This window comes from Natronoarchaeum philippinense (assembly GCF_900215575.1).
Classification (GTDB): domain Archaea; phylum Halobacteriota; class Halobacteria; order Halobacteriales; family Natronoarchaeaceae; genus Natronoarchaeum; species Natronoarchaeum philippinense.
This window is the reverse complement of record NZ_OBEJ01000001.1, coordinates 758,716-777,976: the sequence shown is the minus strand read 5'-3', so window position 1 is coordinate 777,976 and position 19,261 is coordinate 758,716. Positions and strand designations below refer to the sequence as shown.

Sequence of the window (19,261 nt, the reverse complement as noted above, 5' to 3'; positions counted from 1 at the left end):
CGCCCCCACCTTACTGTACGTACAGCTTCTGCCCGAGTAGCGTCGCCAGCCGCCGGTCGTCCTCGGGCGTGATCGCCACGTAGGGCGTCTCGACCGGGCCGAACACGTCGACGATCCGGCCCGCCGTCGAGAGCGATTCGTCGACGACTTCGCGTCCGATCGGCGGAATCTCGTCGTCGTCGAGCCGAACGATCGCCAGTCCTTGTGCCGTTCGATCGACTTCGCCAAGTCGCTGCATCACTCGCGCATCGTCGAGACGTAGGCGGCCACGGCCTGCACGACGTCGTTTTTCGCGTCGTCGGCGTCCTTGACGAGCACCCGTCCGCGCTCGGTGTAGTTCTCCCGGGGGTAGGCCACGTCGCGCTCGACGACGGCGTCGTAGCCGACCTGCTGGACTGCCTGCGCGATCTCCTCGACTTCGGGGCTCGCGACGGCAAGCTCTGTGGGCACTCGCCGACCCTGCTTGCGCGTCAGCTCCGCGTCGAAGTACGCGGGCCAGATGACGTTTTCGACCATACTGGTCGGTCGGCGTCGATGACGTAAAAAGGTCGGTTTCCGCGACGCCGACGGGCGGCGTCGAGATGCGGTTGGATGGGCGTTCGGTTGCGTGGGCGGTCAGCGCTTGCGCGCGAACAGGGCGACCGACAGCAGCGCGACGAGGGCGGCGACGCCGCCGAAACCGGGGATGTTATCGCCGTCGCTCTGGTTTCCGGCGTCGCTCTCGTTGTTCTGGCTCGCGCTCTCGCTTTCGTAGTTCTGCACCGCCTCGTTGATCGCCTGCACTACGTAGACGACTCGCGGCGCGGGCTGTTGTGCGTAGTTCCGGTCCACGCGGATGATCCGGTCGTTCTGGACGGCGCTGGTCGACTGGACGGCCTGCCGATCCGGGACCTGTGTCTCCCCGAGCAACAGCAGGAACTCGGGGCTCTGGTTGAGCAGTTGCTCGTCGCTGATCTCGCCCCAGCCCTCCAGTCCCGCCTCGGCTGCAGTGTTTTGCGCGCCTGCAGTCGTGATAACGTCGTGCTGGAACGTCCCCGCACCGGTCGTCCAGCCGCTGCTGAACTCCATGTAGACGCTCGGACGATCACTCTCGGTGACGTTCTCGCGGACGGCGTCGATCTCGGTCTGCATCCACTCGACGGTCTCGGTCGCGCCCTGACACTCGCCGGTCAGCGCACCGATGCGCTCGGTCTTGTCGTAGACGTCTTCGATCGAGGTCGCCGACGCGAACTGGTAGACCGTCAGGCCGTTGTCCCGCAGTTGTCCGACCGTCTCGGGCGGAATCGTGTTCGGGGCGAGCACGAGATCGGGATCGAGGTCGACGACGACCTCGGTCGAGGTGGTGCCGTCCTCGTTGCTGACGATCGTTCGATCTTCGGCACCCTCCAGATACGTCGCGTACTGAGAGACGCCGACGACCTTCTCGCGGCCGCCGATCTCCCAGAGCGTCTGGGCGGCCGAGGGGTTCAGCGTCACGATCTCTTGGGGCTCGTTCTCGACGGTCACTTCGGTCCCACCGGCGTCGGTGAACGTCTGCGGGAACGAACAGTTCGACTGATTCTGTTGTAGGTCGGCGACAGGCGCCGTCGACGCCGCGGCGCCGGCGGCGTCCGGTCCGGCTGTGGGCGCTGCGCCGATCGGCGCGGCGACGCCGGCGACCATCGCCACGATGGCGAGGGCTGCGACGGCCACGCTCGTTCGAGTCCGTGTCATCGTCTCAACCCTGCAGCCGTATCCAATAAATATTTGTCTAATGCAAACGAGGTTGCGAACACTCCCGTGGCAACGACGACCGACGGCGACGACCGAGGCGTGCGAGCGCGCACGGCCAGCGTAGCGAGCGCGGTCCGATCGCGGCCGAGCGTCCGCGCGTTCGTCTGGTCAGTGCCACTCGCCGTGCTGCTGGGTGTCGCAATCCTCGTCAGCGCCACGATCGGTCCCGTCGAGATTCCAGCGATCGCGGTCGCCAGAGCGGTCTACGACGCCTTCGTCGTGCCAGCCGGCGTCGGCGTCGATACCGGGTTCTGGCAACTCGTTCCCGGGCTCTCGATCCCCTATCTGTGGCCCGATCTCGCGTGGGCGTCGCCGTTCTCGGCGTCGGTGCCCGCCACCACTCGCGCGATCGTCGTCAATATCAGACTACCCCGCATCGTGCTCGCGGCGACCGTCGGCATCGCGCTGGCGGCCGCCGGCACCGTGATGCAGGGGTTCTTCCGGAACCCGCTGGCCGACCCCTCCATCGTCGGCGTCTCCTCGGGTGCGGCCGTCGGCGCCGTCGCCGCCATCGCGGTGCCCTCGCTGGTGCCGGTCGACCTGCGGCTGGCGGCCTTTGTCGGCGCGCTCGTGACCGCCTTCGGCGTCTACGCCATCGCCACCGAGGGCGGTCGGACGCCCATTGCCACGCTGTTGCTGGCGGGCGTCGCCGTCCAGACGTTTCTGGGCGCCGTCATCTCCTACCTCCTGCTCCAGAGCGGCGAGAGCCTGAAACAGGCCGTCTACTGGATGATGGGCCACCTCCAGCACAGCACGTGGGACGAGGTGGCGTTCGTCCTCCCGGTCGCGCTCCTCGGGATCGCGGTGCTGGGTGCGTATGTCAGAGAGCTCAACCTGCTCTTGCTCGGCGAGGAGGAAGCCCACCATCTCGGCGTCGAGGTCGAGCGCGCCAAGCTCCTGTTGCTCGCGGTCGCCAGCGTCGTGACGGCCGCCGGCGTCGCCGTGACGGGCGTCATCGGCTTCGTCGGCCTGATCGTGCCCCACGCGATGCGGCTGGTCGTCGGTCCGGATCACCGCGTCCTGCTGCCGACGAGCGCGCTCGCGGGCGGCACCTTCCTCGTCGTCGCGGACACGATCGCCCGCTCGGGGCCCGCCGAGATGCCAGTCGGCATCGTCACCGCCGCGGTCGGCGCGCCCTTCTTCCTGTTCTTGCTCCGATCGAGGGAGGTGCACGGCCTGTGACGGACCCGACGATCAGCGTCGAGGACCTCTCGATCTCGCTGGGCGACGTGCCGGTGCTCTCGGAGGTCTCGCTCGCTGTCGAGCCGGGCGAACTCGTCGGCCTCGTCGGGCCGAACGGCGCCGGCAAGACGACGCTGTTGCGATCGATCAGCGGCGTCCTCGCGCCCGATTCCGGTTCGGTACGTGTCGACGGCGACGCGGTCGGCGGGCTCTCTTCGCGGGCCGCCAGCCGGCGCGTGGCGGTCGTCCCGCAGCACGCCGAGGTGTCCTTTTCGTTCGACGTGCGCGAGATCGTCGCAATGGCCCGCCACCCCCACCGCTCGCGGTTCAGTCCCGCCGCCGAGGACGACCGCCGCGCCGTCGACGCCGCGCTCGAACGCACCGGCGTCACCGACCTCGCCGACCGGCCGATCGACGAGATCAGCGGCGGCGAGCGCCAGCGCGTCCTGCTGGCCCGCGCGGTCGCACAGGAGACGCCTGCGCTGTTGCTCGACGAGCCGACCGCAAGCCTTGACGTGAACCATCAGGTCGAGACGCTCGAACTCGTCCGCTCGCTCGTCGCGGACGGCACCGCGGCGCTGGCGGCGATCCACGACCTCGACCTCGCGGCGCGATACTGCGATCGACTGGCGCTGCTGGCCGACGGCGAGTTCGTCGCCGTCGGCACGCCCGAAGAGGTGCTCACCGAGTCGGCGATCGACGCCGCGTTCGACGTGCGCTCGGTCGTTGCCCGCGACCCGGCGACCGGCTCCACCTCGGTGACGGCGCTTCCGGACCGAGCATCGCCCCGCGGCGTGCGCGTTCACGTCCTCGGAACCGGCGGGACTGCTGCGAACACACTCGTTCGGCTCGACGACGCCGGCTACGACCTCTCGGCCGGGCCGCTACCCGAGGGCGACGTGGCCGCGGCGACGGCTCGGAGTCTCGGCGTCGACCGCGTCGTGACGACGCCGCTGTCGCCCCCCGACGGCGCCGAACTGGCCGCCGCCCGAGAACGCGCTCGGGGCGCAGACGCCGCCGCGCTGGTCGGACCGCAGGACGACGGCGTCGACGCGGTGCTGTCGGAGGTGGCGGCCGTCGCGCCGGCGACGGTGCGCGTCGTGCCCCCGGACGCCGCGGCGTCCGAGAGCGTCGCAGTCGCCCCCGACGACGCGCCGACGGCCGTCGCCGAGGTCCTCGCTGACGCCGCCGGCACCCGTGGCGACGACGCTGCGGCGGCCGAGCCCCGCCGTGACGCCGCCGACGAGGCGACGCCCGAATCGGACGACTGATTCCTGCTGGTCGCCAGCGTCGCGCACGGAACGCGCTACAACAGGTTAGTGCCGGGAGACCGTACCGTCGCTTGGGGGAGCACGATGTTTCAGAACAGAGCCGAGGCTGGAGAACAACTGGCCGACCTGCTCGCAGAGCGGGGCGTCGAGGCCGATCTCGTCGTCGGCATCCCGCGCGGGGCGCTGCCGGTCGCACGGCCCGTCGCAGACCGACTGGACGCCGATCTCGACGTAGTGGTCTCGAAGAAGATGGGCGCGCCGCACAACGAGGAGTTGGCGATCGGGGCGGTCGCCAGCGACGGGAGCGCGTGGCGCAACGACGATCTGATCGCCCGGCTCGGCGTCGAGGAGAGCTACGTCGAGCGCGAGCGCGAACAGACGGCACAGAGCGCACGCGAGAAGCTCCGAGCGTATCGAGGGACCGACGAGCCGCCTGACGTGTCCGGACGCCGCGTCGTCGTGGTCGACGACGGCGTCGCCACGGGAGCGACCGCGCGGGCCTGTCTTCGGCAGGTCCGAGGGCGAGGGGCCGAACGGGTCGTTCTCGCCGTGCCGGTCGGATCGCCCGACTCGCTGCCGGCGCTCGACCCGTTCGCCGACGAGGTCGTCGCCGTCGAGACGCCGCCGGGGTTTCAGGCGGTGGGGCAGTTCTATCGGGACTTCCGGCAAGTGACCGACGCGGAGGCCAGAAACTACCTCGATCGGTGACGCTATCTCGGGGACACCGCCGGTCTGGTAGAGCCGTGGTGCAGACGGACAAGTCTCCGACAAGTATATGTATGTCACTAACCCTCACTACGAAACATTTATAAGGCTTTCCCTCCTATGGAGGTATAGGAGCGCGACATCCGGTCGTATTTTGGGACACTTTCCCCACCGGTAGCCCTTGCCCTCCCACCACGGTGAGTTACCAATGACAGAAACGAGCATCCGAACCAACGGCGACGTATCGGCGCGCGAACGAACCACGGAACGAACGGACGAGCGCACCGACGAACAGCTCTGCCCCGAGTGTGGCGGTCGCCTGCAGGCAGACAGCGAGCACGGCGAGACCGTCTGCGAGGAGTGCGGCCTCGTCGTCGAGGAAGACGAGATCGACCGCGGGCCCGAATGGCGTGCGTTCGACGCCGCCGAGAAGGACAACAAGTCCCGCGTCGGGGCGCCAACGACGAAGATGATGCACGACGACGGGCTCTCGACCAACATCGGCTGGCAGGACAAAGACGCCTACGGCAACACCCTCAGCTCCAGCCAGCGCGAGAAGATGCAGCGGCTTCGCACGTGGAACGAGCGGTTCCGCACCCGCGACTCCAAGGAGCGCAACCTCAAGCAGGCGCTCGGCGAGATCGACCGCATGGCGAGCGCGCTCGGTCTTCCGGAAGACGTTCGGGAGACTGCGAGCGTGATCTATCGCCGCGCGCTCGAAGACGACCTCCTGCCGGGCCGCTCGATCGAGGGCGTCGCCAGCGCCGCGCTGTACGCCGCGGCGCGCCAGACCGGCACGCCGCGCTCGATCGACGAGGTCGCCAACGTCAGCCGGATCGACGAGATGGAGTTCAAGCGCACCTACCGCTACATCGTGCGCGAGCTCTCCCTAGAGATCCAGCCCGCCGACCCCGAGCAGTACGTCGGCCGGTTCGCCTCCGAACTCGACCTCTCGGAGGAGGCCGAACACCGCGCCCGCCAGCTCCTCCGGACCGCGAAAGAGGAGGGGATCCACTCCGGCAAGAGCCCGGTCGGCCTCGCGGCCGCGGCCGTCTACGCCGCGCCGCTGCTTTGCAACGAGGAGATCACCCAGAGCGAGGTCGCGGATGTCACCGACATCTCGGAAGTGACGATCCGCAACCGCTACAAGGAGCTGCTCGAAGCCGACGGACAGGCACAATTCGCCTGAGACCGACTTCGGGGCCCGCAGGTGCGGTTCCCGGTGTCGGTCCGAACGGTAACCACCGTCGGTCGGGACCGGTTTTTGCTGTTTTCTCCACTCCCAGCGAGCGCCAGCTACGGTGTCATCGCGGTGTTCCGGAGCGGCATCCCTACTGCGTTCGGAGCGGCATCCTCACGCCATCACGGAGCGGCGTCCTCACGCGGTCAGCGAGTCGGCGTCTTCACGCCGTCAGCAGGTCTGCATCGTACCACCACACCACCAGCGCGACGACGGCGACGCCGATCGGCACCGGCGTGATCGACGGCCGCGCGAAGCCGGCCGAAAATCGCAGTACAGAGAGCATCGACAGCGCGGCGAGGCCGGCCGTGAGCCGCCGGTCTTCGCGCCCGAACAGGACGCCAGCGAGCGCGCTAGCGAATGCGCCGGCGTACAGCAGCGTTGCGATCGGCCACGCCTGAATGTGACGCGGCAACGCGAGCGGCCCGCGAGTGTAGACGAAGAGATACTCGTAGACGGTGACGGCGTTCCACGGGTCGAGATTGATCCAACCCCAAGCGAAAAACACGTCGACGCGACCGGGAAAGACGAGCGCGACCCACGGCGACAGCCCCGCGAGCACGTAGGCGAGAAATCGGCGGCGTCGGGCCGGCGTCTCGTCTGGGGGCGTCACTTCCGGGTGATCATCCGCAGGACGTCCTCGTCGGCGAGTTCGTGGTCGAGGCCGACCTGCTGTTCGTCGTGCTTGACGCTGTCGCCGGAGACGCGGGCGAAGCGGAACCGATCGCGGAACTCGCCGCCGAGCTTTTCGGCGGCGTCCTCGACGGTACTGTTCCGTTCGATCACCAGCGGCTCCTCGTAGTCGATGCCGCGGCCGGGCTTGTCCATGTAGATTCGGATCAGCCCGAGTTCCTCCCAGATACGCTCTTTGAGCGCGTCGAGGCCCTTCTCCTTCTCGGCGCTGATGAACGTCACTTCCTCGGGATCGAGATCGTGCTCTCGGAGGTTCTCCTTGACCGTCTCGACGTAGTCGGGATCGAGCAAGTCGGCCTTGTTGACCGCGGTGATCGAGGGGATGTACTCGCGGTTGTCCATGATGCCGTCGATCAGCCGGTCCATGTCGAGCTGTTCGTTGATCGTCACGTCGGCGTTGACGTAGCCGCGCTGGCGGAGGATCTCGCCGATCGTGTGATCGTCCATCTCTAGGTCCGCACTGGATGTCACGCGGATGCCGTCTTTCCCCTTGCGCGAGACCGAGACGCGCGGCGGTTCCTGATCGACGCGGATCTTGTTCTTGTACAGCTCCTCGTTGAGTCGCTCGTACTGGTCGATCTCGAACGCAGAGAGCACGAAGATCACGAGATCGGCCGCTCGGACGACCGACAGCACCTCTTGGCCGCCGCCGCGTCCGCTCGCGGCGCCCTCGATCAGCCCGGGCACGTCGAGCATCTGGATGTTGGCGCCGTTCAGCGGCAGCATGCCGGGGTTGACGTCGAGCGTCGTGAACTCGTAGGAGCCGGTCTCGCTCTCGGCGTTGGTCAGGGCGTTGAGCAGCGTCGACTTGCCGACGCTCGGGAACCCGACGAGCGCGACGGTGGCGTCGCCGTGCTTCTCGACGTGGTAGCCCTCGCCGCCGCCCGCGGAGGACTGTTGTTCTAACTTCTCTTTTTTCTCCGCGAGCTTCGACTTCAGTCGCCCGATGTGCCCCTCGGTCGACTTGTTGTAGGGCGTGCTAGCGATCTCTTCGCGGAGTTCCTCGATTTCCTCTTCGAGCCCCATTACCCGCCGGTAGGAGGACGACGCCCGAAAACCCTTCCGTTCGTCGCCGGTGGGTCGCTCCCAATTCCCCGATATCGGCGAAGCACCAGGGATCTCGCTGGGGGTTGTGATGTTTCGGCATATTGAAGTTAGGGACGCTTCACGAGATAGATAGATGCCGGACCCGACTCGACTGCGCGACAGCACGCAGATCGTGCTCCCCTCGCAGGCGCTGGAGGGACTGCGCGAGGAGATCGAGTCGCGCTTTGTCGTGACGGTCGTCCCAGAGGACGAGCACTACCGGATCATCGGCAGCCCAGTGGAAATCAAAGACGCCGGCGAGTTTCTGACGAGAAACGGCGTCCGACTGCCGTAGCTCTCCCGTCTCAGTCCTGCGGTAAGCGCTCCGTACTCTCGTTGCTCGTCCACAGCGACTGTATAACTAATCCCGCGAGAGCCCTCCGATCACCCATGCTGCCTTGGGAACACGCGGCAGTCGGCTATCTCGCCTACTCGCTGTGGTGTCACGTCGTCGACCGACGGTCGCCCGGAGCGCTCGAAGCTATCGCCGCGCTCGTCGGCTCGCAGCTCCCGGACCTGATCGACAAGCCGCTGTCGTGGCAGTACGGCGTCTTCGACTCGGGCTACGCGCTCGGGCATTCGATCTTCTTTGCCGTGCCGGTCGCGGTCGGCGCCGGACTCCTCGCGCGGACGTACGGCCGCGGCTCGGTCGGTGTCGCCCTCGTGCTCGGCTATCTCCTCCATCTCCCCGGCGATCTCGTCGAGGACGTGCTCCGCGAAGGCGAACTCGTCGCCGCCCCGATCCTCTGGCCCGTCGTGACGGCGCCGCCGAGCCCCGAGCAGCCGGTCGTCGGCGTCACGGTCGAACTGTTCTACGAGTACGTCGACGCGCTGACCGCGCCCGATCCGCCGACGTTCGTGCTGGTGCAGGCGGGCGTCATCGTCGGCACGGCGCTGCTGTGGCTCTACGACGGCGCGCCGGTGCTCCGAGAGCTTCTCGTCGGCGTCCGGCGGCGCCTCGGCCACGCAGTCGGCGACGCGACCAACTGAGCTATCGTACTACTTCTGAGTTACCGAATCTGTTCGAGCACTTCGAGCGCGCCCGCGGCGTGGACGCCGTCGGTGACGTGGTCGGCCGCCTCCCGGGCGGCGTCGTCGGCGTTGGCGACGGCGTAGCTCTCGCCGGCGACTTCGAACGTCGAAACGTCGTTTTCCGAGTCGCCGACCGCGACGAACGACGACGGCTCTCGATCCAGAAGGTCGGCCACGGCGATCAGTCCGTCGCCCTTGCCGATCTCGGGATCCTTGACGTGATAGGCGTAGCCGGTGTCGACGACTTCCAGTCCGTGCTCGGCGGCGACCGCGCGCAGCGGCGCCTCGGGCACGTCGAGGTTGGCGGCGATTTCGGTCTCGCGCCAGCGGTTGACCAGATCCGGCTCGCCCCACCCGAGGTCGTAGCCGCGTTCTCGAAGGTCGGCCACGGCGGCCTCGGCGTCGTCGCGGGCGCCGACGACGGTCATCTCCCCCTCGGCGTAGACGACGCCGCCGTTCTCGGCGATCACGCGCTCGGGCAGTCCGACGAACTGGCTCAGCGCGACCGGGAACGGGAACGCCTTCCCCGTGGCGATAACGACCGGCTCGGGCCACTCGCGCAGCGGTTCGAAGACGGCGGGATCGATCCCGGGCTCGCCGTCGGCTCTCGTCAGCGTCCCGTCGATGTCGAGTACGAGCGGCGCTGTCATTGACGGTGGATCGGCGCTCGCGCCCTAAGCCGTTGCGGATGGCAGTCGGTAGGCCACGAGGGACGCCGCTTGCACGACCGTGACAGACGCCGCGGCGTCAGCACGGCACTGCCGACGGCCGGAACCCGTCCCGGACTGACGCCCTGCCAAGACTTAAGCCGCGACGGCACCCGGTTGTTAGCGATGCATCTCGCCGATCGAACGTGGCCGGAACTCGGGTCGTACTTCGAGTCGGAGTCGGTGGCGATCGTCCCGCTGGGATCGACCGAACAGCACGGCCCCCACCTGCCGGAGGGCACCGACCACATCATCGCGGAAGGACTGGCCAACGAGGCGGCCGACCGCACCGGATTTCTCTGTACGCCGCCGGTTCGCATCGGCGTCTCCGAGCACCACCGGCAGTTCCACGGGACGATGTGGGTCGATCCCGAGACGTTCCGCAACTACGTCGAGAGCTTCTCGCGCAACCTCGCGTACCACGGGATCGACCGCATCGTCTACGTCAACGCCCACGGCGGCAACGTCGACCACCTCAGGGAAGTCGGCCGGCGACTCCGGGCCGACGACACCGCCTACGCGATCGAGTGGATGTGGGACGAGAGCATCCCCGATCTGGTCGACGACCTGTTCGAGCACAACGGCCCCCACGGCGGCCCCAAGGAGACCGCGATGGTTCAACACCTCGCGCCCGATCTGGTCCGCGAGGACAAACTGGAAGCCGCCGCCGAAGGCGGGCTGCGAACCTTCTCCGACGACGAGATACGCCAGCACGGCGCCAGAACGTTCTACGACTCGATCGACAACACCGACAACGGCGTCCTCGGGGATCAGCGCGACGCCACCGCCGAGAAGGGCGAGGAGCTGTTCGAGGCCGCGACCGAGCAACTCGTCGCGCTCTTGGAGTGGCTCGACGACCAGCGATTCGAGGATCTGGCCGCGGAACCGCACGTCTAAACCGGACGAACTGACGGCTCGTTCAGGCGATCTCGCGGCTGTGATCCACCGCCACCTCGTCGGTCAACTGGAGGCGAATCACGTCCGTCGGCGCGGCGCCGTTGCGGAACTTCGGAACGCGAAGCCGCGTCCGCACCGTCTCCTGTTGGACCTCCGTTGAGAGGTCGAACACCACGTCGGCCATGTACTCCGTGACATCTCGCAGCGGCGGCGCGTCACGCCCGTCGAGACAGTGGAGCACGGCGACGCCGCCGCTCGCCTCCATCTCGTCGCGGAGTTCGGCGAGAAAGCGCCGATAACGGCGTCGATCCGACCGCTCCAGCGCGTCGACCGGATCGACGATCACGAGCGCGTCGTCGGCGAGCGACCGGAGGAGCCGCGTCGCCCGATCGATCTGGTCGTCGCCCCGCGTCTCCCGGACGTGCCACTCGGCGTCGCTCGCCCGTCCGGCGGCGTCGCTCGTCTGTTCGTCGAGCACCGACCGAACGTCGTCGGCGGTGCGCTCCGCCGAGAGATACAGCGTCCGGCGACGACCGACCAACTCGTACAGCAGCAGCTCCGACTGGCTCGCCGGCGGCGCCGTCAGCGCGACGACGCTTCCGGCGGGGATGCCGCCGCCGAGGTGGCGATCCAGCAGGTCGATGCCGGTCCGGAACTGGCGGCTCATCGGCGGTGCGCCGAACTCGTCTGCCCGACGCGCGCTGACGGGCGATGCGGGCTGGCTCTCTGGTCAGTCTCGATCACGGTACGTCGAACGATCACGTACCTCCCAGTTAGTTACGAGTTCGATTACGGATAGTAGACGGTTACTACGGTCCCGAATTGGCTGCTCGCCGGCTGCGGCGCGGCGTCGTCACGACGCCTCAGTCGGTCAAGCCGTAGCCGCGCTTGAACAACTGTACGTCGACGAACAGCACCGCGAGCGTCAGCCCCGAGAGTACGACCAGCGAGAAGCGCGGGTCTACGTCGGAGTACCCGAGGAACCCGTAGCGCACGCCGTCGACCATGTACACCATCGGATTCAGCAGCGACAGGTCGCGCCAGACGCCCGGCAGCGTCTCCAGCGAGTAAAACACCGCGCCGAAAAACACCAGCGGGCGGAGGATGAACTGGTTCATCACCGTGAGGTGATCGAAGTCCTCGGCGAGCAGCCCGCCGATCACGCCGAAGCCGGCGAACAGCGTCGGGACGATCAGCCCGAACGCCGCCAGATAGAACGGCTGGGCGATCGTGACGGTCGACACCTGCCCGTTGAGCACGGTGAAGGCGACGCCGATCGCGGAGATCAGAACGCCCACGAGGACGCCCCGCAGCGCGCTGGCGACGACGTACGCGCCGACCATCTGGCTATAGGACAGCGGCGAGGTCAGCGTCTCGTGAATGTACTCGTTCCATCTCCCGTGGAAGATCGAAAAGGAGGAGTTCTCGAAGGCGTTCGAGATCATCCCCAGCACGACGAGGCCGGGCAGGAGAAAGACGATGTAGTCGAAGCCCTGAATCTGATCGATCCGGCCGCCGAGCACGACGCCGAACACCGAGAAGTACAGCACGTTCGTGATCAGCGGCGGCGCGAACGTGTTGGTGTACCGGCGGAGATAGCGCTGGATCTCCCGCTTGAGCAGCGCTTTCGAGCCAGTGGGCAGTCCGAGGCTCATCAGCGGTCACCTCGCTCGCGGTTGGTCATCTCGACGAAAATCTCCTCTAGGGACGTGCGCGAAATCTCCAGATCGGCGATCTCGTAGCCCTCGGCTTCGAGCGCGTTGAGCACGTCCGGCGCGGTGGCGCCGCCGTTTCGCGCCCGCACAGCCAGCCGGCCGTCCTCGACGGTCGCCGACTGGACGCCGTCGATCGCCGTCAGCCGGTCCCCGGCTGGCACGTTCGCCGCGGTCCCGTCGGCGTCGATCGCTCCGGCGTCGGCCTCGGTCCGCTGGCCGCCGTCGCCGCCGGCAGTCGCCGCCGCGGCGACGCGTTCGGGTTCCGCGGCCGCTTGTTCCTCGCGGACTCGGACGTAGATCGTGTCGGTACCGCGGCCCATCAGCTCCTCTGGCGTCGACACGTCGAGTTTCGAGCCCTCGTTGAGGATCGCAACGCGGTCACAGAGCCGTTCGGCCTCCTCGATGTAGTGGGTCGTCAGCAGGATCGTCGTCCCCTCGTCGTTGAGTTGACGCACCACGTCCCACAGGTCGTGGCGCAACTGCACGTCGACGCCTGCGGTCGGTTCGTCGAGGATCAGCAGGTCCGGATCGGTCACAAGCGCACGGGCCAGCAGGAAGCGGCGTTTCATCCCGCCGGAGAGCCAGTCGAAGCGCTCGTCGCGCTTGTGGAGGATGCCGACGCGCTCCAGCGCGCGCTCGGCGCGTTCGGTGGCTTCCTCGGGCGGAACGCCGTGGTAGCCGGCCTTGTGCTCTAAAACCTCGATGATGGGGAAGAAGCGATCGACGTTGAACTCCTGTGGCGCCAGCCCGATGGCGTCCCGGGCCTGCTGGTAGTCCTCGACCACGTCGTGGCCGAACACTCGGGCCTCGCCGCCGGACTTGCGCGCCAGCCCGACAAGGATGTTGATAAAGGTAGTTTTGCCCGCCCCGTTCGGGCCGAGCAAGCCGAAGAACTCCCCCTCCTCGACGCGCAGCGACAGTCCGTCCAGCGCTCGGAGGTCGCCGTACTCCTTGACAAGATCAGTCGTCTCTATCGCAGGCGGCATCTATCACAGACAGGATTCGGACCCGGTTAAGCCGCACGCTATCGGTCCGTTACACGCGTCGAGACGCCGAAACTACCGCTGTGCCGACGTTCGATCGTCTCGCCGCCACGCGCCGCGACTCTCCGGGATTCTCACCGACGCTCCTTGTGGCTCACCGAGATGCCCTCGCCGATCGGCATCACCGAGGTCTCGAACTCCGGCGCGGCGCGAACGGCGTCGAGATACGAGGCGATGCCGCGGGTGTGTTCGTTGACGCCGTCGGGGTCGCCGCCCTCTTCGAGTTCCAGCAGTTTCTCGAACTGGATCGGTCCGGCTGTCATCGCGTTGTCGGCGACGATCACGCCGCCGGGTGCGACTTTCTCGCGGACGGCGTCGAACGCGTCGGGGTACTGGTCCTTCCGGAGGTCGACCAGCACGACATCGAAAGGACCGTCGTGGCGTTCGATCGCCTCCAGCGCGTCGCCCTCCTCGTAGACGGCCAGATCGTCGACGCCGCCGCGATCCATGTACTCGCGGGCCATTTCCAACTCGTCGGCGTCGTACTCGGTCAACACGACTTCGCCGTCGGCGGGCAGTTCGCGGGCGAACCAGTACGCCGAGTAGCCGTAACCTGACCCGAACTCGAAGACCCGGCGGGCGTCGGTCAGTCGTGCGAGCATCGCCAGCCAGCCGCCGACTTCCGGACCGACGTGGGGAAAGCCGTTTACGCGGGCGTACTCGTCCATCTCGTCGAGAACCTCGTCGGGCTGGGGGCCGACGGCGCGGACGAACCGGGCGCTCTCGTCTGGCAGGATGTCGGTCATACCCGTACCGAGTTTGCGCGCCGTCAAATACTCTGGGCCGACAGTTCCGAAAAATGGACGCCGTCGTCCGGTCAGTCGTCGCCCGCTGCTGCCGCTTGCTGGTTTTCGAGATGTTCGAAGACCTCGCCCATCTCGTCGGCGAACTGGTCTTCGTCGACTCTCGCGCCGTGCAGTACCGTCGAGAAGTACCTCGTCGTCCCGCTGACGTTGATTGCCTCTGTCAGTTCCACGTCGTTCACGCCTGCCAGTTTCGCTTCTTCCTGATGGAAGTAGGTGCAGTAGGGACACTGAATCGCGGCGGCCGCCCCAAGGCCCACGAGCGCTTTCTCCCGCCCCGATAGCTCGGTCTCGCCGAGCAGCAGGTCCCGCATGATCCCCCAGCTGTGGTCGGTCGCAGGCTCCGAGATCTCCCCCATCCAGCTCGGTACCTGACCGAGATACTCCTCGATTTCCGAATGCGTGTCGGTTGTTGCCATCGTCGGTCTCCCCGGATTTCCTGACCGCCCCCGGCGTCCCCCGGCGCCCGGAGCCCGGAAATCCGTGTGAGAGTTCGACTGGAACGACTATGAAACTAGTATAATGCTATTTGATAGCAGCGCTCAAGTAGTTACGACGCCGCGCCTGAACAGATGGTTTTCCGGCGATGACTGGAGCAATGCGGCCCGGAGTGGGCCGAACGCGCCTCGCCAACCGAACGCTCGCAGTCGCCGGTGACCGCCCCCGGAGTGCTCGAAGCGACGATCAGGGCTTGATAACCGCCCGTCCCTCGATCTCGCGGTGTTCGAGCTTCTCTGCGACTTCGTTGATCTCGTCGAGCGAGTACTCGCTGGTGTGGAGATCCATCGTCCCCTGTTCGACGAGCGCGACGAGTTCCTCCAGTTCGGAGTACTTGCCGACCAGCGTGCCGCGATAGGCCATCTCGGCGTCGACCAGATCCTGCGCCGGTTGGTGGATGTCGCCGCCGTATCCGACGATGTGATGATCCCCGCCCGGTGCGACGATGTCGGGACCGAGCGAGGTCGTCTCGTCGGCGCCGACGAAGTCGAGAATCTGGGTCGCCCCGTCGCCTTCGGTGATCGACTCGACGGCTTCGACGACGTCCTCGTCGGTCGAGTTGACGGTGTAGTCGGCGCCACACTCCTCGGCGAGATCGAGCGCTTCGTCTTTGATGTCGACCGCGACGATCTCGGCGGCGCTCATCGCATCGAGCGCTTGGACGCCGATATGGCCCAGCCCGCCGATGCCGATGGCGACGCTGTAGCTCCCCGGATACAGTTCGTCGACGGCCTTTTTCGCGGCGTGATACGCCGTGATGCCGGCGTCGGCATGGGGCGCGATCTCGACCGGGTCCACCGTGTCGAGCGGGATCACCGACCGCTCGGAGGTCAGGAGGTACTCGGCGAAGCCGCCGTCGGTGTTCAGCCCCGGGAACTCCAGATTCTCGCAGTACATGTCGTCGCCAGTGCGGCAGGCCCGGCACTTCCCGCAGGTCATCACCGGGTGGCAGATCACTTGCTCGCCTTCCTCGACGGTCGTCACCTCGTCGCCGACCTCGACGATCGTACCGGCGTTCTCGTGGCCCAGCGTCATCGGCAGGTCCTGATCGACGTAGGGCGTCCACATCCCCTCGATGATGTGATTGTCAGTCTGGCACCAGCCCGCCCCCTCGACTTCGACGACGACGTGATCGGACCGCGTCGGCTCCGGTCGATCGACCTCGTCGATCGACAGCCCCTCGGACATCTCCTCTGTGTACTCGTGGAGTCTGGCTGCTTGCATGAGTCCACGTTAGATGTTGACTGCCGCGATGAAAAAGCTAGTAGTGAATGCTAATCGGGGATTATTTCGGTCGTTTCGGCCTGAACGGCCGATCCGGATCAACAGCACTATCTACTCCCCACGGCCTTGCTCCGACGATACGAGCACATGACGGGGAACGAACCGTCGGCGTCGGGCGCTACATCCGGCGGCGGCATCGAACAGGAGCAACGCGAACGCACGTCCGAGGCGGAGGCTGACGACGACCTCGCCTACGGCATCGAGGACAAGCCGCCGGTCGGTGAGTCGGCCGTCCTCGGCGTCCAGCACTACCTGACGATGGTCGGGGCAAACATCGCCGTCCCGCTGATTCTCGCCAGCGCGATGGGGATGCCCAACGACGTGACTGCACGCTTTATCGGTACGTTCTTCGTCGTCTCGGGCATCGCAACGCTGGCCCAGACGACGTTCGGGAACCGGTACCCGATCGTGCAGGGCGCGCCGTTCTCGATGCTGACGCCCGCGTTGGCGGTCGTGACGGTCGTCACGACGACCGGCGTCGGCGCCGGCACGTGGGAGGAAGCGCTGTTGCAACTCCAAGGCGCGATCATCGTCGCCGCGCTGGTCGAAGTGGCGATCGGGTATCTCGGGCTCATCGGGAAACTCCGACAGTACCTTTCCCCGGTCGTGATCGCGCCGACGATCGCGCTGATCGGGCTCTCGTTGTTCGGGGCGCCCCAGATCGCGGCGGCCGACCAGAACTGGTGGCTGCTCGGGTTGACGCTCGGGCTGATCGTGCTGTTTTCGCAGTATCTCGACGTTCGTCATCGGGCGTTCCGACTGTACCCCGTCGTCCTCGGCCTCGCGATCGCGTGGATCGTCGCCGCCGGACTCTCGGTCGGTGGCGTCATCCCCAGCGGGAATCCGGGCCACATCGCGCTCGATGACATCACGAACACCTCGCCCGTGTTTGCGATCTACCCCTTCCAGTGGGGGACGCCGCAGTTCACCGGCGCGTTTATCGCCGGGATGATCGCGGGCGTGCTGGCGTCGATCGCCGAGAGCATCGGTGACTACTACGCCGTCGCCGACATCACCGGCTCGGGCGCCCCCAGCAAGAAGCGCATCAACCACGGCATCGGCATGGAGGGCCTGATGAACGTCTTCTCGGGCATCATGGGCACCGGCGGTTCGACATCCTACTCCGAGAACATCGGCGCGATCGGGCTGACCGGCGTCGCCTCCCGCTACGTCGTTCAGGTCGGCGCCGCCGTGATGATCGTCGTCGGCTTCATCGGCTACTTCGGGCAGGCCATCGCCACGATTCCCGATCCGATCGTCGGCGGCCTGTTCATCGCCATGTTCGGGCAGATCATCGCCGTCGGGCTCTCGAATCTCCGGCACGTCGATCTCGACTCCTCGCGCAACACCTTCATCATCGGCTTCGCGCTGTTTGTCGGGCTGGCGATGCCGGCGTACATGGGCGGCGTGGGTGGCGTGGGCGCATTCCGCGCGGGCGTCTCCAATATCGCGCTCATCGGTCCCATTCTCGGCGAGCGGCTGATCGCAGACACGATCTACGTCGTCGGCTCGACCGGGATGGCCGTCGGCGGCTTGGCGGCGCTGGTGCTCGACAACACCATTCCCGGCGATCGCGAGGAGCGCGGGATCGCGGAGTGGAACCGACTGACAGAAGACGAGTTCGAATCGTTCTGGGATCGCTGACGGCGCCTTTCGGCGTCTTTAGGATCCCTTCAGGGCTTGTGCGTGAACAGCACCGGCGTGCCGTCGTGGACCGTCGTACAGAGGTCGAGCGGCATCGTCTGGTTCAGACTCGTGTACTCGTTTTTGCAGACGACCATGTCGTCGAACGGCTCCTCACAGGCGGGACAGGCGAGCGAGACTGTGTTTTGATACAGCTTGATCGAGTCGTTCTCCTCGCGCAGCGTCGTCGAGGAGACGAACTTGTCGAACTGCTCCATACACACCTGTTCGTGCCGCGAATGTTAAAACTATATCCCGTCCCGGCGACCGTTCGGCAACGGCTACTTCGTTTGCCGTGAACTCAGTCCAAGCAGGATACACTTACTCGTTCGACGTTCGGTGATGTGTTATAGAATATACATTATATTACTGTTCGTTCGGCGTTACGTCCTATTCATTTCGAGACCGAATATGATTGGGAAAATAGGGCCTACCGGTGGTCAATCTGAAAGAGTTAAACCGCCCAGTACACAGAGTACAGGTATGACTAGAAACGACGTGAAACTGGGCGTCGTCGGCCTCGGTAACATTGGGCACTACCACGCCGACCGGCTGACCGAGATGGGCGCGAATCTCGTCGGCGGGATGGACATCGACGCCGACGCGAGAAGTAGCTTCGAAGATAAGTTCGACGTGCCTACCTACGAGGATCACGACGAACTGTTCGAGCAGATCGACGCCGCCGTCATCACGACGCCGAACACGTTCCACGAGCAGTACGCCGTCGACGCACTGGAAGCGGGGCTCGACGTGCTGCTCGAAAAGCCGTTGGCCGACACCGTCGAGAGCGCCGAGCGGATCGCCGAGGCCGCCCACGAGGCCGACGGCTTCTGCATGGTCGGGTTCCACAGCCGCTATCACCACCAAGCCGAGATCATCAAGGACCAGCAGACGACCGGCCGGTTCGGCGACGTAACTCACATCGAGGCGAACTACGTTCGCCGGCGGGGCATCCCCGGCCGCGGCTCGTGGTTTACCGCCGAGAACGTCGCCGGCGGCGGATCGCTGATCGACATCGGCGTCCACGCGATCGACCTCGCGCTGCACTTCCTCGATCACCCCGAGGTCGTCGAAGTCTCGGGCACGGCACGCTCGGAGTTCGGCACCGACGAGGACTACGCCTACGTCGATATGTGGGGCGACGACGAGGGCGCAGAGCACTTCGACGTCGACGACTCGGCGACGGCGCTGATCCGCTGTGCCGGCGGGGAGACCATCTCGCTGGAAGTCGCGTGGGCGACCAACCGACCGCCGACACAGGAGTTTTTCGTCCGCGGCACCGACGCCGGCGCGCGCTTCGACAAGGCAAGCGGCGACCTCGAAATCTACGAGGCAGGACAGGGCGGTGCTCACCACCTCTCGACGACCGAAGTCGAGACGCGCTCGCACGACCCTCACCGACAGGAGCAGGTCGCGTTCCTCGAAGCCGTCGCCACAGGGCAGGCCCCCGACCGCAACACCGTCGATGAGGCCCTGACGGTCCAGCGCGTCATCGAAGCCATCTACCGTTCCGGCGAGACCGGCCGTGCAGTTCGACTCGACGAGGAGGCTGACGCCGAAGCCGACCCGCAGGCGGCCGACGACTGACGGCACGCCGCACCTTAGCCACCATTCGAGCGCACACTCTACTCCACCGAGCTTCTGCCGCT

At 66.6% G+C, this 19,261-nt stretch carries 22 protein-coding genes; 9 read left to right on the top strand and 13 right to left on the bottom strand.

Annotated features, from left to right (window positions below; genetic code table 11):
• Positions 1–10 precede the first annotated feature (10 nt).
• The 3 genes from CRO01_RS03920 to CRO01_RS03910 all read right to left on the bottom strand — a co-directional run bounded on the left by CRO01_RS03920 (position 11) and on the right by CRO01_RS03910 (position 1,713).
• Positions 11–238, bottom strand: a complete 228-nt coding sequence (locus CRO01_RS03920) for an H/ACA ribonucleoprotein complex subunit GAR1 (RefSeq protein WP_097007795.1) — start codon at positions 236–238, stop codon at positions 11–13.
• Positions 238–516 carry a signal recognition particle subunit SRP19 gene (gene srp19 / locus CRO01_RS03915; protein WP_097007794.1) on the bottom strand — a complete coding sequence of 93 codons (279 nt, stop codon included), beginning with the start codon at positions 514–516 and terminating at the stop codon, positions 238–240. The genes CRO01_RS03920 and srp19 overlap by 1 nt, the downstream gene beginning before the upstream one ends.
• Positions 517–615: 99 nt before the next feature.
• The gene (locus CRO01_RS03910) at positions 616–1,713 is read right to left on the bottom strand and encodes a PGF-CTERM-anchored ABC transporter substrate-binding protein (protein ID WP_097007793.1); all 1,098 of its coding nucleotides are present in this window, start codon (positions 1,711–1,713) and stop codon (positions 616–618) included.
• 99 nt (positions 1,714–1,812) lie between these two features.
• Between CRO01_RS03910 and btuC the strand changes: the two genes are divergently transcribed.
• From btuC to CRO01_RS03890, 4 genes are all read left to right on the top strand, one after another.
• On the top strand, positions 1,813–2,955 hold the full coding sequence (gene btuC, locus CRO01_RS03905) for a vitamin B12 ABC transporter permease BtuC (RefSeq protein ID WP_097008327.1): 1,143 nt from the start codon (positions 1,813–1,815) through the stop codon (positions 2,953–2,955).
• On the top strand, positions 2,952–4,226 hold the full coding sequence (locus CRO01_RS03900; protein WP_218839120.1) for a heme ABC transporter ATP-binding protein: 1,275 nt from the start codon (positions 2,952–2,954) through the stop codon (positions 4,224–4,226). The genes btuC and CRO01_RS03900 overlap by 4 nt, the downstream gene beginning before the upstream one ends.
• 84 nt (positions 4,227–4,310) lie before the next feature.
• Positions 4,311–4,934 carry a phosphoribosyltransferase gene (locus CRO01_RS03895; RefSeq protein WP_097007792.1) on the top strand — a complete coding sequence of 208 codons (624 nt, stop codon included), beginning with the start codon at positions 4,311–4,313 and terminating at the stop codon, positions 4,932–4,934.
• 205 nt (positions 4,935–5,139) lie between these two features.
• The gene (locus CRO01_RS03890; RefSeq protein WP_097007791.1) at positions 5,140–6,120 is read left to right on the top strand and encodes a transcription initiation factor IIB; all 981 of its coding nucleotides are present in this window, start codon (positions 5,140–5,142) and stop codon (positions 6,118–6,120) included.
• 214 nt (positions 6,121–6,334) lie between these two features.
• Here CRO01_RS03890 and CRO01_RS03885 read toward each other — a convergent pair whose 3' ends face one another.
• Positions 6,335–6,784, bottom strand: coding sequence for a TIGR04206 family protein (locus tag CRO01_RS03885; RefSeq protein WP_097007790.1), 450 nt, complete (start codon positions 6,782–6,784; stop codon positions 6,335–6,337).
• A complete protein-coding gene (locus CRO01_RS03880) occupies positions 6,781–7,890 on the bottom strand; it encodes an OBG GTPase family GTP-binding protein (protein ID WP_097007789.1) in 1,110 nt (369 codons plus the stop codon). The genes CRO01_RS03885 and CRO01_RS03880 overlap by 4 nt, the downstream gene beginning before the upstream one ends.
• Before the next feature lie 154 nt (positions 7,891–8,044).
• Here CRO01_RS03880 and CRO01_RS03875 point away from each other — a divergent pair, with 154 nt between their 5' ends.
• Both CRO01_RS03875 and CRO01_RS03870 read left to right on the top strand, forming a co-directional pair.
• Complete coding sequence (locus tag CRO01_RS03875) at positions 8,045–8,245, top strand: VNG_1110C family protein (RefSeq protein WP_097007788.1); 201 nt, start codon at positions 8,045–8,047, stop codon at positions 8,243–8,245.
• Positions 8,246–8,340: 95 nt separating this feature from the next.
• Positions 8,341–8,940 carry a metal-dependent hydrolase gene (locus CRO01_RS03870; RefSeq protein ID WP_097007787.1) on the top strand — a complete coding sequence of 200 codons (600 nt, stop codon included), beginning with the start codon at positions 8,341–8,343 and terminating at the stop codon, positions 8,938–8,940.
• 20 nt (positions 8,941–8,960) lie between these two features.
• Here the strand turns inward: CRO01_RS03870 and CRO01_RS03865 are convergent, their stop codons facing one another.
• Positions 8,961–9,632 (bottom strand): HAD-IIB family hydrolase, encoded by a 672-nt coding sequence (locus CRO01_RS03865; protein WP_097007786.1) that lies wholly within the window; start codon positions 9,630–9,632, stop codon positions 8,961–8,963.
• Positions 9,633–9,815: 183 nt separating this feature from the next.
• Between CRO01_RS03865 and CRO01_RS03860 the strand changes: the two genes are divergently transcribed.
• Positions 9,816–10,586 (top strand): creatininase family protein, encoded by a 771-nt coding sequence (locus CRO01_RS03860; RefSeq protein ID WP_097007785.1) that lies wholly within the window; start codon positions 9,816–9,818, stop codon positions 10,584–10,586.
• A 22-nt stretch (positions 10,587–10,608) separates the two neighbouring features.
• Here CRO01_RS03860 and CRO01_RS03855 read toward each other — a convergent pair whose 3' ends face one another.
• From CRO01_RS03855 to CRO01_RS03830, 6 genes are all read right to left on the bottom strand, one after another.
• Complete coding sequence (locus CRO01_RS03855) at positions 10,609–11,253, bottom strand: RAD55 family ATPase (protein ID WP_097007784.1); 645 nt, start codon at positions 11,251–11,253, stop codon at positions 10,609–10,611.
• 196 nt (positions 11,254–11,449) lie between these two features.
• Complete coding sequence (locus CRO01_RS03850) at positions 11,450–12,241, bottom strand: ABC transporter permease (protein ID WP_097007783.1); 792 nt, start codon at positions 12,239–12,241, stop codon at positions 11,450–11,452.
• Positions 12,241–13,287 (bottom strand): ABC transporter ATP-binding protein, encoded by a 1,047-nt coding sequence (locus tag CRO01_RS03845; protein ID WP_097007782.1) that lies wholly within the window; start codon positions 13,285–13,287, stop codon positions 12,241–12,243. The genes CRO01_RS03850 and CRO01_RS03845 overlap by 1 nt, the downstream gene beginning before the upstream one ends.
• A gap of 131 nt (positions 13,288–13,418) precedes the next feature.
• Positions 13,419–14,090: an O-methyltransferase gene (locus tag CRO01_RS03840; RefSeq protein ID WP_097007781.1), complete on the bottom strand. Its 672-nt coding sequence runs from the start codon at positions 14,088–14,090 to the stop codon at positions 13,419–13,421.
• A gap of 71 nt (positions 14,091–14,161) precedes the next feature.
• A complete protein-coding gene (locus CRO01_RS03835) occupies positions 14,162–14,566 on the bottom strand; it encodes a carboxymuconolactone decarboxylase family protein (RefSeq protein WP_097007780.1) in 405 nt (134 codons plus the stop codon).
• Positions 14,567–14,831: 265 nt separating this feature from the next.
• Positions 14,832–15,869 carry an NAD(P)-dependent alcohol dehydrogenase gene (locus CRO01_RS03830; protein WP_097007779.1) on the bottom strand — a complete coding sequence of 346 codons (1,038 nt, stop codon included), beginning with the start codon at positions 15,867–15,869 and terminating at the stop codon, positions 14,832–14,834.
• 147 nt (positions 15,870–16,016) lie between these two features.
• Here CRO01_RS03830 and CRO01_RS03825 point away from each other — a divergent pair, with 147 nt between their 5' ends.
• Positions 16,017–17,573 (top strand): uracil-xanthine permease family protein, encoded by a 1,557-nt coding sequence (locus tag CRO01_RS03825; RefSeq protein WP_097007778.1) that lies wholly within the window; start codon positions 16,017–16,019, stop codon positions 17,571–17,573.
• 29 nt (positions 17,574–17,602) lie between these two features.
• On the opposite strand, the gene CRO01_RS03820 is transcribed toward CRO01_RS03825, so the two are convergent.
• The gene (locus CRO01_RS03820) at positions 17,603–17,830 is read right to left on the bottom strand and encodes a DUF7385 family protein (protein ID WP_097007777.1); all 228 of its coding nucleotides are present in this window, start codon (positions 17,828–17,830) and stop codon (positions 17,603–17,605) included.
• Positions 17,831–18,095: 265 nt separating this feature from the next.
• Here CRO01_RS03820 and CRO01_RS03815 point away from each other — a divergent pair, with 265 nt between their 5' ends.
• Positions 18,096–19,199, top strand: a complete 1,104-nt coding sequence (locus CRO01_RS03815) for a Gfo/Idh/MocA family protein (protein WP_097007776.1) — start codon at positions 18,096–18,098, stop codon at positions 19,197–19,199.
• Positions 19,200–19,261: the final 62 nt, after the last annotated feature.

Bases quoted from the DNA above. Each gene is read 5' to 3' on its own strand.
- CRO01_RS03850 (WP_097007783.1), bottom strand. From the start codon at position 12,241: ATGAGCCTCGGACTGCCCACTGGCTCGAAAGCGCTGCTCAAGCGGGAG.
- srp19 (WP_097007794.1), bottom strand. From the start codon at position 516: ATGGTCGAAAACGTCATCTGGCCCGCGTACTTCGACGCGGAGCTGACG.
- CRO01_RS03835 (WP_097007780.1), bottom strand. From the start codon at position 14,566: ATGGCAACAACCGACACGCATTCGGAAATCGAGGAGTATCTCGGTCAG.
- CRO01_RS03840 (WP_097007781.1), bottom strand. From the start codon at position 14,090: ATGACCGACATCCTGCCAGACGAGAGCGCCCGGTTCGTCCGCGCCGTC.
- CRO01_RS03815 (WP_097007776.1), top strand. From the start codon at position 18,096: ATGACTAGAAACGACGTGAAACTGGGCGTCGTCGGCCTCGGTAACATT.
- CRO01_RS03920 (WP_097007795.1), bottom strand. From the start codon at position 238: ATGCAGCGACTTGGCGAAGTCGATCGAACGGCACAAGGACTGGCGATC.
- CRO01_RS03875 (WP_097007788.1), top strand. From the start codon at position 8,045: ATGCCGGACCCGACTCGACTGCGCGACAGCACGCAGATCGTGCTCCCC.
- CRO01_RS03880 (WP_097007789.1), bottom strand. From the start codon at position 7,890: ATGGGGCTCGAAGAGGAAATCGAGGAACTCCGCGAAGAGATCGCTAGC.
- CRO01_RS03830 (WP_097007779.1), bottom strand. From the start codon at position 15,869: ATGCAAGCAGCCAGACTCCACGAGTACACAGAGGAGATGTCCGAGGGG.
- CRO01_RS03845 (WP_097007782.1), bottom strand. From the start codon at position 13,287: ATGCCGCCTGCGATAGAGACGACTGATCTTGTCAAGGAGTACGGCGAC.
- CRO01_RS03890 (WP_097007791.1), top strand. From the start codon at position 5,140: ATGACAGAAACGAGCATCCGAACCAACGGCGACGTATCGGCGCGCGAA.
- CRO01_RS03820 (WP_097007777.1), bottom strand. From the start codon at position 17,830: ATGGAGCAGTTCGACAAGTTCGTCTCCTCGACGACGCTGCGCGAGGAG.
- CRO01_RS03910 (WP_097007793.1), bottom strand. From the start codon at position 1,713: ATGACACGGACTCGAACGAGCGTGGCCGTCGCAGCCCTCGCCATCGTG.
- CRO01_RS03825 (WP_097007778.1), top strand. From the start codon at position 16,017: ATGACGGGGAACGAACCGTCGGCGTCGGGCGCTACATCCGGCGGCGGC.
- CRO01_RS03870 (WP_097007787.1), top strand. From the start codon at position 8,341: ATGCTGCCTTGGGAACACGCGGCAGTCGGCTATCTCGCCTACTCGCTG.
- CRO01_RS03865 (WP_097007786.1), bottom strand. From the start codon at position 9,632: ATGACAGCGCCGCTCGTACTCGACATCGACGGGACGCTGACGAGAGCC.
- CRO01_RS03895 (WP_097007792.1), top strand. From the start codon at position 4,311: ATGTTTCAGAACAGAGCCGAGGCTGGAGAACAACTGGCCGACCTGCTC.
- CRO01_RS03860 (WP_097007785.1), top strand. From the start codon at position 9,816: ATGCATCTCGCCGATCGAACGTGGCCGGAACTCGGGTCGTACTTCGAG.
- CRO01_RS03855 (WP_097007784.1), bottom strand. From the start codon at position 11,253: ATGAGCCGCCAGTTCCGGACCGGCATCGACCTGCTGGATCGCCACCTC.